Below are 13076 nucleotides of genomic sequence, written 5' to 3' on the forward strand. Positions count from 1 at the left end.
ATCATCTTTCTATAATCGCTCCATTATCTAATACCTGAGTTATCCGTTCAAGTATTCACCACCTTTCGTAGATTTTTTTCATAAAAACTCCGCTTTCTTGATGGAAAACTGCCCATAATGTGGCGCAAAGCGTTTTCTTGAACGGGAATCGACAGGTACAATGCCAGCCAAATTGGTCCGAGCAATCAAAAGAGGATATATCCATGACCAAATCAGCAGAGCTTTACGAAAAAGCACAACAGACTATTCCTGGTGGCGTTAACTCTCCAGTACGTGCTTTCAACGGCGTTGGCGGTGCACCTATCTTTGTAGAACGCGCAGATGGCCCGTTGATTTTCGATGCTGATGGTAAAGCTTACATTGATTATGTTGGCTCTTGGGGCCCGATGATCCTTGGCCATAACCACGCAGTCATTCGCGAAGCGGTGATTGAAGCAGCACAGCGTGGTCTAAGCTTTGGTGCACCAACTGAAATGGAAATCCAAATGGCTGAGCTGGTCTCTGAACTCGTGCCATCAATGGAACAAGTCAGAATGGTCAGCTCAGGTACAGAAGCTACTATGAGTGCCATTCGTCTCGCACGTGGTTTTACCAACAGAGACAAAATCATCAAGTTTGAAGGCTGCTACCACGGTCATGCAGACAGCTTACTGGTAAAAGCAGGTTCCGGTGCACTTACGCTTGGTCAGCCGAGCTCTCCAGGTGTTCCTGCAGACTTTGCTAAGCACACGCTAACAGCCACGTTTAATGACTTGGATTCTGTTCGCGAGCTGTTTGCTGCGAATAAAGGCGAGATCGCTTGTATCATCGTTGAACCCGTCGCGGGCAATATGAACTGTATCCCACCGGTTGCAGGTTTCCACGAAGGCCTACGTCAAATCTGTGATGAAGAAGGCGCACTGCTGATCTTTGATGAAGTCATGACAGGTTTCCGTGTCGCTTTAGGCGGTGCTCAAGGTCATTACAACATCAAGCCAGATATCACGACGCTAGGTAAAGTCATCGGTGGTGGTATGCCAGTGGGTGCCTTTGGTGGCCGTAAAGACGTGATGCAATACATCGCGCCAACAGGTCCGGTTTATCAGGCAGGTACGTTGTCTGGCAACCCAGTAGCGATGGCTGCGGGTTACGCTTGTTTAAGCCTACTGAAAGAAGAAGGTAACGAAAAGCGCCTTGCTTCAAAGACCAAGCAACTGGCTGATGGCTTCAAATCTCTTGCTGAGCAACACGGCATTCCAATGGTCGTCAATCAAGTGGGTGGCATGTTTGGTTTCTTCTTTACTGAACAAGAAGAAATCACGTGTTACGAAGACGTCACTAAGTGCGACATCGAACGCTTTAAACGCTTCTTCCACCTAATGCTAGAGCACGGTGTGTACTTAGCACCTTCTGCATTTGAAGCGAGTTTCACTTCGCTAGCACACAGCAGTAAAGAAATTGAAGCGACACTAGAAGCGGCTGATCGCTGCTTTGCAATTCTAGCCAAAGAAGCATAATTCATCGTTGTAATAAATGACAAAAGGCTGCGCATGCAGCCTTTTTTATTGCCAGTTAAATACGACTAAAACGACCAGCAGAACAAGAATCAGGGAAAACCAAGGAATTTTGCGCTTAGGTTTCGCGCTTCCACAACAGGACTTATCATCATTGCAGCATCCCATAGTTTTTTTCCTCCGCTAATAACATTTTGATTTTGCGTTGAAGACTCAGTAATTTACAGCCATTATACTTCTATCACGATGAATAATTGGACAACAAACGTGTCAGAAAAACTCAAAATAACTTCCAGCCATTGGGTATTGATTGTTGCGCTACTTGCTGCTGGCTTTGCCTGCTTTTTATTAGTTGAGCCTTACATAAACTCAATTGTGATGGCGTTTATCATTTCTCTGCTAATGTTTCCTATCCATGAATGGATCGAAAACCGCATGCCGAATCATAGAAACATCGCGTCGTTGCTGTCTTGTACCTTACTCACTGTCATCATAGTGCTGCCCCTTCTTTTTGTTTTCGCCGCCATTGTCCAACAAGGTTCAGCATTCTCACAAAACGTCTACCAGTGGGTAACCCACGGTGGCATCCAAGCCCTGTTCGAACATCCATGGGTAGTAAAAGGCTTGTCTATCATTAATACCTACTTACCTTTTGATGAGATTCAACCTCAGGAAATCGGTCAGAAAGTGGCTCAGTTCGCCACCTCATTTGGCTCGAACTTAGTCGGTATCAGTGCAAAAATTCTTGGCGATGCGACGAACTTCCTACTCAACTTCTTCCTGATGTTGTTTGTTTTGTTCTTCTTACTTCGTGATCACGACAAAATCATTGCCGCGATTCGTCATATCCTGCCACTGTCTCGCAGCCAAGAAGACAAATTGCTGGATGAAGTTGAGCAAGTGTCCAAATCTGCCGTAATGGGCTCATTTCTAACCGCAATCGCGCAAGGTCTTGCTGGCGGTATCGGTATGTGGCTCGCTGGTTTCCCAGGGCTGTTCTGGGGTACGATGATGGGCTTCGCCTCCTTTATTCCTGTGGTCGGCACCGCATTGATTTGGATACCTGCGGCGGCCTACCTATTCTTGACTGGAGATACTACATGGGCGATTTTCCTGACCATCTGGAGTGTCGCTGTCGTTGGGTCAATTGATAACCTGCTCAGACCACTGTTAATGCAAGGCAGTGCAGGAATGAACACTCTAATGATCTTCTTCTCTCTATTAGGCGGCCTTCACCTGTTTGGCTTAATTGGCCTGATCTACGGCCCTTTGATCTTCGCCATCACTATGGTGCTGTTTAATATTTATGAAGAAGAGTTTCAGGACTTCCTCGACGAGCAAGATCAAAACTAAGATCTAAGGAACAGGAAAACTTCAAGAATGCGGGGGATTATGCGAAAATCCCCCGTCTTTTTTCAGCTAGAGTCCATTATGTCTGCCTATATTGCACCGAGCCAAATTGCACAACGACAACTCGCCTACTTTAAAGGTAAACATGTTCTTGTCGCTGGGGAGTCAGAAGACCTGTTCCCAGTAGAGCTCAGCAAACACTGTGAATCTGTCACCGTGTTTACCACCAACTATGGTTACTACCGTCAGTTAGAGTCTAACCCCCAAGTAACAACTGTGTTTGGCGCTGAGTTTACTGAGCAGACTCAAGCCGACATGATTCTACTGTACTGGCCAAAAGCAAAAGCCGAAGCCGAGTTTTTGCTGGCTATGTTGTTGGCCAAACTAGGCCCAGAGACTGAAGTTGTCGTTGTCGGTGAAAATCGCTCAGGTGTAAAAAGCATTGAAAAGATGTTTAAACCCTACGGGCCAATCAATAAGTTCGACTCCGCAAGACGTTGTTCTTTTTACTGGGGACAATGCCTTGAGCAACCTGCAGACTTTAATCTTAATGATTGGTTTAAGCACTATCAGGTCAGCTACCAAGGGCATGAACTGACGATCAAAAGCTTACCTGGGGTATTCAGTCATGGTCAGTTCGATATCGGTAGTCAATTGCTGCTAGATACTCTACCTGCTCTCTCAGGTAAAGTATTAGATTTTGGCTGTGGGGCTGGAGTAATTGGTTCTGTCATGGCGACGCTCAATGCTGAGATTAAACTCGAAATGTGCGATATCAGCGCACTGGCGGTCGAATCCAGCAAAGCAACCTTAGCAGCCAACGGTCTAAAAGGACGAGTATTTGCTTCAGACATTTATTCTGATACCAGCCAAGACTATCACTTTATTATCAGTAACCCACCTTTTCATGCGGGTTTACATACCAGCTACAGTGCGACCGAAACATTGTTAGCCGAAGCACCAAAACACCAAAGCTCGGGTGGTCAGCTACTTATCGTTGCCAATAGCTTTCTGAAGTATCCACCTATCATTCAGCAAGCATTTGGTAATTGTGAGACGCTAAATAAGACCAATAAGTTCGCAATATACTACGCAAAAAAATAGTCATTCAGCCCGATATAGTGCTTCATATCGGGCTCTGCTTCTCTCCTTCCGCAAAAATTGCGCATTCATCCACGCTTTAACTCAGACTTACTTGTCAAAGTAAAAAAACTCGTTAATTTTGTCATTCTAGGATAGTCACGTTTTTTACTGGGCATGTTATTGCCTGCCCTCATTACGAAAAGTCTAGTTAGCTCATGTTTAAGTTGTACCGAAAACAAAGATTTAAGCGCCTGCAACACACTTTAATGCTGGCATTTCTTGTATTGAGTATTACGCCACTCACGATCATCGCGATCTTTTTCCTCCAGTCTCATACCAAAGATTTACAGGAGCAAAGTACTTCACACCTAATCTCCGTACGAGACAGTAAACAGCAACAAGTCACTGACTACATGTACGCCAAAGAATCGGAAGTGATGGGCTTTGTTCGCTCTGAACTGGCTTATGCCAGTGGCGGGCGTTTCTACGGCTTAGTCAATGCGTTTCGCAGCTTAGGACTGGATATGGCTCAGGCGCGCGAGTACGCTCAGCGGCGCTACATTCCTGGCTCAGGCGATCAAATCAAAACCTCAATACTGCCTCAGTCCAATGTTTATACCGGTACGGAGCGATATCGACTGCTGCATAAACGCTATCACAGAGCCTATTTGGAACTGCTCAAACGTTCTGACTTTGACGACGCTTTGCTGGTTGATTTAGAAGGTAACGTCACCTACTCCATCTTTAAACACGACAACTACGGCACCAATCTGCTGACTGGCCGCTTTCGTGATACCAATCTAGGCAGAACCTTCCACAAGCTGAAAACTCAGGTTACTGAAAAGCGTAAATCCAATGAAGATTACACACCGGTGATCATTTCAGACTTTGAGATGGACAGAGGTAAACCTGTCGCTTGGCTCGGTGCTCCCATCGTTCAGCAAGGTTATCTTCACAGCTATGCCATGTTCCGTTTACCAAATAATGGCATCACTAAGCTAATAGCAGATACCAACAACGCTTCAGCAATGAAAACCTTGCTGGTCGGCGCTGACCATAAATCAAGAACCATGGCTTATGAGCAAAAAGACATCGATAAGAGCCGCGAAGTTGTTGATTTAGCATTGGAAGGAAAAACCGATGTTGGAACATACACAAACACGCTAGGAGAGGCGACCATCGCGGCTTACAGTCCGATTTCGTTTAAAGGTGTCGACTGGGCCATTGTGGTAGAAGTGCCAGAAAAAGAAGCTTTTGCACGCGTCCACCAACTCGAAACTCTGTTCGTATTTGCCATGCTATGTGCAATTGTACTGGTGGTTGCCGCGTCCCATTACTTGTCTAATTTTATTACCGCGCCTTTGTTGAAGCTGACGTGGGCGGCAGAAAAAGTCTCGGCTGGCGATCTCGATACAGACATCATCAATACAGAGCGAAAAGATGAGATAGGCCGACTGGCCATCAGCTTTGAGCGCATGCAACGCTCCATTCGCGACAAAATACTGCTCATAAAACAGCAAAATGAAGAGCTGGAAAGCAACCTAAAACTGATCCAAAAGCAAAATGACGAGCTGCAATTGGCGAACAAACTCAAAGATGAGTTCCTCGCCACCACCTCTCATGAATTGCGAACTCCACTCCATGGCATGGTAGGTATCGCAGAAGCACTAATCTCCGGAGCCAATGGGCCAATTACCGCGGATCACAAGTACCAGCTCGATATCATCATCAGTAGCGGCCAGCGCTTGGCCACCTTGGTTGATGACCTGCTTGATTACCACAAAATGCGTTACGGTAATCTCGATATTGAAACCCGAGCAGTGGACATCTCCGGTGCAACACGCTTGGTGCTCGAACTGTCTACTCACTTAGTGGGTAACAAACCCATTCGCATCATTAATCAGGTTCCTAACGATCCGCTATGGGTATGCGCCGACCCTCAACGCTTAGAGCAGGTGCTATACAACCTCGTTGGTAACGCCATCAAATACACCAGTGAAGGCAAAATCGTCATTTCCGCCACTCAGGTCGATGATAACATCCGCGTTCAGGTGGTAGATACTGGTCAGGGGATCCCTGCTGAGCAGCTTGAACACATTTTTGAACCCCTGATTCAGGCTGGCAGTGATAGTAGCCGTTATCGTCAAGGGGCCGGCCTTGGTCTATCTATCAGCCGTCAGTTGATTGATTTGATGCAAGGCACGCTCTACGTCAGCAGCCAACCTATGGTTGGTACGACCTTTAGCTTCACTTTGCCAATCGCCTCAACCGAGCAGATAGGCCTCGCAAGCCATATCGAAGGCGCGCATTTCATTGCTCCAGAAAACAATGACCTAGAAATAATCGAAGGCTCAAATTTACCGGAAAATCCAGACGGGCCATTGCTGTTAGTGGTCGATGATGAACCGGTCAATCTGCGTGTCTTAGACAGCTTCCTTCGCCTCGAAGGCTACCGAGTACGCACCGCGAAAAATGGCGAAGAAGCCGTTGAATCCGTTATTCATGAAAAACCAGAACTGATGCTACTCGATATCATGATGCCGGGAATGAGCGGCTACCAGGTGTGTGAAGTCTTGCGCAAAGACTATGACCATGCTCAGCTCCCCGTCATCATGCTCACAGCATTGAATCAGCCCGATGACCGAGTTCGAGGTTTCGAAGCCGGAGCCAATGACTACCTTTCAAAACCTTTTAACAAACAAGAGCTCGCCGCACGGATTACGGCGCATCTCACCGCGAGCAAAGCTGAACAGCGTCGGATTGAAAACCAGCAGCTACAAACTGAACTTAAACAGCGTGCCATGGTTGAAGCCAGTTTACTGGAAACTCAGGGGCGTTTATTAGAGCAATTAGAGTCAGCCCCAGAAGCGATTATCTGTGTACGTGACGACAATAAAATCCGCTTCACCAATGATGCTGCGTCTCGCCTATTTAAACGCACCACAGAACAATTACGCCGTTCTAATGCGGATGAATTGATTGCACCAAAATTCCTTAACGTAGAGCAACCACACTACTGTGGCGTCATTGATGTTTATGTCGAAGATGTCCGCCAGCACTTGTCCGCAGACATTCTCAAACTTCCAGAAGGCTCTGGACTCAAATCCATGTACATCTTTAACGTGGGGGGCAGTGTCAATGCCGCGCGGATCAATAACCTAGAAACCGCGGTTGAAGCCCTTTCCAGCTACGCGTTTGAAGGGGATAAGGCCAAGTTGCAAGAGTTAAAAGAGTTAGGTGGAGAGTTTACGCGTTTAGCCGATCGGGCTACCACTGACAGCAAATCCAAGCAAGAAGTCATGCGTGAAGTCTTAGTCGATGCAATGACAAGTGCGCTAACTTATTGGGAAAGCGTTACTGGTCAAAGCAAGTTTGCTTTCGCAGAGCAAAGCGGGTTATGGCGTGTGTACCTCGACCGTAGCACCTTACAGACTCGGACTCTGGACAAATACCTGCGAGTCGAAACGTTACCAAAAACACCGCGCTGGCGAACGGTACTGAGTTCTCTTGAGTACATCCTTGAACACTGTAAAGAGATGAGCCCAGAGCGCACTCATATTGAGAGCCTACGCGATAAGCTGCAACACCTCCTAACCAACTAAGTAGTCTCCATATTCCATATAAACCCGCTTTAAGCGGGTTTTATTTTGTCTCTCGCTACCTTTCTATAAATGGCTCTGTCCCATCAATAACCTGCTGCACTTTTTAGCCTTATAAAGTTTTTACACAATAGAAAACAACCTAATTTGGGCTCCACTAAGGCGGTCTAATTACATCGGGAAAGCCACTTAAAAACCGACTATTTAGCGTTATCTAGAAGAAAAGAACTCACTTTGCGAACACAATCACAACAAGACGGCAGAATTAATTTTCCGCAAGAAAATAACCTTGATAAAGACTAGTGATAATGATCTCATATAGCTAACAGTTTCTAAATGCTACTAATATAATTGGCCAACAAAGTAAGTAAACACTAACAAATAATAAGGCATAGCTATGGTAGTGCGAGTGAGTTCAAGTTTAGGAATAGCTCGATTGTTGATTAAAAAAAGGGCTAATTAACGTTATTGACGTCAATAAGGTACCTTTTAACGTTTTTGACGAGATAGGCAATTGCCAAATTTAACGTAAAGGTGTTTTCTTAACTTGCCTAAGGCCTACAGGCCACTCAATTCCCCTGCTCCTCCGGCATGGTGAAATAATACTTGAGGTAGGTTTTAGGGAGTGTCTATCAGTTGATGACATTCAATTCCATAAGTGAAATGAAAGCAAATAGTAAGGAACAGCTATGCTTGCCAACATTAAAAGAACAACACTAGCAACAGCAATTATTGCTGCAGCGACAACAGGATTTACTTCTGTCGCTACCGCCGCTGAACGCAGTGAACTAACAGTACACCCTAAAGAATTCACCACTTTTGTACGTAACTTTAACCCGTATTTAGGTGCCACTAACCTTCACACAACAACAGACTTCTTATACGAGCCTCTTGTTGTGTTTAACGAAATGCATGGTAACACTCCTGTATTCCGTTTGGCTGAAAGCTTCAAAATGTCTGATGACTTAATGAGCGTTACTTTCGATATTCGTAAAGGCGTGAAATGGTCAGATGGCGAAACCTTTGATGCTAATGACGTTGTTTACTCTTTTAACCTAGTAAAAGAGAAGCCAGAACTGGACCAAAGTGGTATCAACTCTTGGGTGGCTGGTGTTGAAAAACTGAACGACTACCAAGTCAAATTCCGCCTAACGGAAGCGAACTCTAACGTTCCTTACGAAATTGCTAAGGTGCCAGTTGTTCCTGAGCATATTTGGAAGGATGTTAAAAACCCAGCGACCTTCACTAACGAAAACCCTGTAGGTTCCGGCCCGTTCACTGAAATCGATACCTTTACAGCGCAACTGTACATTCAGTGTCGTAACCCGAACTACTGGGATGCAGACAACTTAGAAGTAGATTGTCTTCGTGTGCCTCAAATCGCGAACAACGATCAGTTCCTAGGTAAAGTGGTTAACGGCGAAATGGATTGGACGTCATCTTTCATTCCAGATATTGACCGTACATATGCGGCTTCAAGCCCTAGCCACCAATACTGGTATCCGCCAGCGGGTACTCAGGCATTCGTCATCAACTTCAAGAACCCAGATGCAGCTAAGCATGAAGCGTTGAACAATGTTGATTTCCGTCGCGCGTTCTCTATGGCACTGGATCGTCAAACCATCATTGATATTGCTTACTACGGTGGCGGTACAGTGAACGACTTTGCTTCAGGTCTTGGCTACGCATTTGAAGCTTGGTCTGACGAAGATGTTCACAACAAGTACAAAGCGTACAACACCTACAATGTTGAAGGTGCAAAAGAGCTGCTAAACAAAGCGGGCTTCAAAGATGTCAATAAAGATGGCTTTGTAGACACGCCATCAGGTAAATCATTTGAGCTTCTGATTCAATCACCAAACGGTTGGACAGACTTCAACAATACTGTTCAGCTAGCGGTAGAACAGCTCGCTGAAGTGGGCATCAAAGCCAAAGCTCGTACACCAGATTTCTCTGTGTATAACCAAGCAATGCTGGAAGGTAGCTACGATGTCTCGTACACCAACTACTTCCACGGCGCGGATCCATACACTTACTGGAACAGTGCTTACAACTCAGCATTGCAATCTGGTGATGGCATGCCTCGCTTTGCCATGCACTTCTACAAAAATGACCAGCTAGATGGCCTACTTAACAGCTTCTACAAAACAGCTGATAAAAACGAGCAGCTAGAAATTGCTCATGGCATCCAGCAAATCATTGCCGCAGATCAAGTGACTGTACCTGTGATGTCTGGTGCTTACATGTACCAATACAACACAACTCGCTTCACTGGTTGGTGGAATGAAGAAAATCCGAAGGGCCGTCCAAACATTTGGGCTGGTATCCCTGAGCGTCTACTTCACGTTCTGGACCTAAAACCAGTTAAGTAAGCGTTCTATCTATGCGGCGTACATTCCGTACGCCGCTTTATCCCCAAAAGCTTTGACCTATTAAAGTGTGGCGCCAGTCGTCAGGGGATTGTTCGCTCTCAATTTTGACTTTCGCTAGGAGCGACCTGAAACCAGAAACAGGGAAAATCTGGGTGAGTAAGGTGTAAGTTATGGGTTATTTTTTAAGACGTTTGTCATTTTACTTTGTCGCACTTTTAGTTGCCGCGACACTTAATTTTATTATTCCGCGTGCAATGCCGGGTGATCCGGTCACCATGATGTTTGCTAACGCATCTGTCCAGGTGACGCCTGAGCGCATTGCCGCCATGAAAGAACTACTGGGCTTTGTCGATGGTGGACTCTTTGTCCAGTACATCGCCTACATGAAGAATATACTCAGTTGGGAACTGGGCACCTCAATCCAGTTTTACCCACTCGCTGTTAATGACTTGCTAGGCAGTGCCTTTGGCTGGTCACTGTTCCTTGCGGGTACAGCGGTCATTCTGTCTTTCTCGATCGGCTCTATTCTAGGTATCTACGCAGCTTGGAAGCGCGGTAGCAAATACGACGCATTCATTACACCGGGCATGCTCATCATCCAAGCCGTGCCGCAAGTCGTTATTGCCATGATTGCCATGTTCATTTTCGCGATTGGCTTGAAATGGTTCCCGACTGGCTACGCTTATACCGCTGGTACATCTCCAGATTGGACGAGCTGGGCATTCATTAAAGATGTGGCTTATCACGCCGTCCTACCTCTTTTTTGTGCGTCTGTAGTTCAGATCGGAGGCTTCCTTGTCAACATGCGTAACAACATGATCAACCTACTCGCAGAAGACTACATCACAATGGCCAAGGGCAAAGGCTTAAGTGAAAACCGTGTGGTCTTCAATTACGCAGCACGAAATGCCTTACTACCTAGTGTAACCGCCTTATCCATGGCACTAGGTATGGCGATTGGTGGTCAGCTGATCATCGAAATCATCTTCAACTACCCAGGTTTAGGCTCAGTACTTTTCAATGCAATTAAAGCTCGTGACTATCAAGTTCTTCAGGGCCAGCTACTGATCATGACGCTGTTCATGCTGTTCTTTAACTTATTGGCTGACATGCTTTATGTCGTGCTTGACCCTCGCCTACGTAAGGGAGGCAAATAATCATGAAGGGATTCATCAAACTCATCATAGGTAATCCAATCGCTTTGATTGGTAGCATCATCATCGGCATCTTTTTGTTTATTGCACTTGCAGCACCTCTGCTCACTAAACACGCACCGGACAAGCGTACAGGTAACCCACACGAGTACCCAGCGTTCATCGTGAAATCAGCACAAGCGAACCCAGACGGTTGGGTAGCAGAAAACCTAGCGACAGACCGTCGCACGCTGTTGATGTCGAAAAATGCCGATCACACACTTGGCACCACCCGCATGGGACGCGATGTCTGGTCACAATTTGTCCATGGTGCTCGAGTATCACTTGCCGTCGGTTTTGGTGCCGGTATTACCGTGTGTTTCCTTGCGACTGTGATCGGTATTTCCGCAGGTTACTTCGGTGGTCGTGTCGATGATTTTTTAACTGCAGCTATGAATATCATGCTGGTCATTCCACAGTACCCTTTACTATTCGTACTAGCCGCTTTCATTGGCGAAGCTGGGCCATTAACCATCGCGCTGATCATTGGCCTGACTGCCTGGGCCTGGGGCGCTCGGGTAATTCGCTCACAAACTTTAGCTCTACGTGAGAAAGAGTTCGTTAAAGCCGCAGAAGTACTCGGAGAATCGTCTTGGCGCATCATATTTGTCGAAATCCTGCCTAACCTAATCCCAATTGTTGGCGCAAGTTTCATTGGTTCAGTGATGTACGCCATCATGATGGAAGCGACGATTTCCTTCCTTGGATTAGGTGACCCTAACACTGTCAGCTGGGGCATCATGCTCTACAACGTTCAGACCTCCTCCTCAATGCTAATTGGCGCTTGGTGGGAACTGTTTGCACCATGTGCCGCCCTTATCCTACTCGTTACTGGATTGGCATTACTTAACTTCGCTGTAGACGAAATTGCTAACCCGCAGCTGCGCTCGCACAAAGGGATGAAGCGTTGGAAAAAGCTAGCCCAGCAAGACAAAAAAGAACGTGAGCCAGAACTGGCACCACAAAATGCACTTTGGAGCGGAGATAAATAATCATGACAGCACCACTCATTTCTATCCGTAACTTATGTGTTGATTACATCACAGCCGCAGGCGACGTGCGCGCCTGTAACAATGTCAGCTTTGATATCGCTCCGGGAGAAGTCTTTGGCTTAGCGGGCGAATCAGGCTGCGGAAAATCAACAGTCGCGTTCTCGTTAATGCGACTGCACAAGCCGCCAGCATTTATTACCGGTGGAGAAGTCATCTTCAATGGCGAGAACATCCTCAATTACAGCGATGAAAGAATGCAAGCCTTTCGCTGGAGTGAGATGTCAATGGTGTTTCAGAGTGCAATGAATGCGCTGAACCCAGTGTTGCCAATGGAAGAGCAATTTTGCGATGTGATTATGCGTCATACTAACATGACGCGTGAGCAAGCACGTAAACGCGCAGAAGGGTTACTGGAGATTGTAGACATTCACCCGAGCCGTTTGACTGACTACCCTCACCAGTTCTCCGGTGGTATGCGCCAGCGCTTGGTCATCGCCATTGCCCTCGCACTGAATCCTAAAATGATCATTATGGACGAGCCAACCACTGCTTTAGATGTTGTGGTACAACGCGAGATACTTCAGAAGATCTACGCTCTGAAAGAAGAATTTGGTTTCTCTATCTTGTTCATTACTCACGATCTATCACTGATGGTCGAATTCTCAGATCGCATCGGCATTATGTACTCCGGTGAATTGATCGAAGTCGCGCCATCGAAGCAAATTTTAGAAAGCCCTTACCACCCGTACACCAAAGGGCTGGGAAGCTCTTTCCCTCCACTCACTGGTCCAAAAACGAAGTTGACTGGTATTCCTGGCAACCCACTCAACCTGCTGGAAATTCCACAAGGTTGTCGATTCCAAGCACGATGCGATCGTGTCCACGAAGCCTGTACCAAGATACCAACTCAACTGAAACAAATAGAGCCAAGTCGTTTCTCAAACTGCCACCTATATGGTGAGCCAATAGCCCAAGCCAAACTCTAGCGCTGGAA

General features: G+C 46.4%; 8 protein-coding genes. All 8 read left to right on the forward strand.

Features of this window, described 5'->3' with window-relative positions; translation table 11 throughout:
- Positions 1–203: 203 nt before the first annotated feature.
- Complete coding sequence (hemL, locus tag QMA41_RS14750; RefSeq protein WP_198561518.1) at positions 204–1496, forward strand: glutamate-1-semialdehyde 2,1-aminomutase; 1293 nt, start codon at positions 204–206, stop codon at positions 1494–1496.
- Positions 1497–1760: 264 nt separating this feature from the next.
- Positions 1761–2846: an AI-2E family transporter gene (locus tag QMA41_RS14755; protein ID WP_006958085.1), complete on the forward strand. Its 1086-nt coding sequence runs from the start codon at positions 1761–1763 to the stop codon at positions 2844–2846.
- A 78-nt stretch (positions 2847–2924) separates the two neighbouring features.
- Entirely contained in the window at positions 2925–3947 is a 1023-nt protein-coding gene (rsmC, locus tag QMA41_RS14760) for a 16S rRNA (guanine(1207)-N(2))-methyltransferase RsmC (protein WP_281630048.1), read from the forward strand.
- Positions 3948–4141: 194 nt separating this feature from the next.
- On the forward strand, positions 4142–7528 hold the full coding sequence (locus QMA41_RS14765) for a response regulator (RefSeq protein ID WP_281630049.1): 3387 nt from the start codon (positions 4142–4144) through the stop codon (positions 7526–7528).
- Between the two features lie 686 nt (positions 7529–8214).
- Positions 8215–9897: an ABC transporter substrate-binding protein gene (locus tag QMA41_RS14770; protein ID WP_006958092.1), complete on the forward strand. Its 1683-nt coding sequence runs from the start codon at positions 8215–8217 to the stop codon at positions 9895–9897.
- Between the two features lie 170 nt (positions 9898–10067).
- A complete protein-coding gene (locus QMA41_RS14775) occupies positions 10068–11054 on the forward strand; it encodes an ABC transporter permease (RefSeq protein WP_006958093.1) in 987 nt (328 codons plus the stop codon).
- Between the two features lie 2 nt (positions 11055–11056).
- Entirely contained in the window at positions 11057–12082 is a 1026-nt protein-coding gene (locus tag QMA41_RS14780) for an ABC transporter permease (RefSeq protein ID WP_281630050.1), read from the forward strand.
- Positions 12083–12084: 2 nt separating this feature from the next.
- Positions 12085–13068 carry an ABC transporter ATP-binding protein gene (locus QMA41_RS14785; RefSeq protein ID WP_019276910.1) on the forward strand — a complete coding sequence of 328 codons (984 nt, stop codon included), beginning with the start codon at positions 12085–12087 and terminating at the stop codon, positions 13066–13068.
- Positions 13069–13076 lie beyond the last annotated feature (8 nt).

Source organism: Vibrio sp. St2 (assembly GCF_947311885.1).
In the GTDB taxonomy this organism is placed as follows: domain Bacteria; phylum Pseudomonadota; class Gammaproteobacteria; order Enterobacterales; family Vibrionaceae; genus Vibrio; species Vibrio coralliilyticus.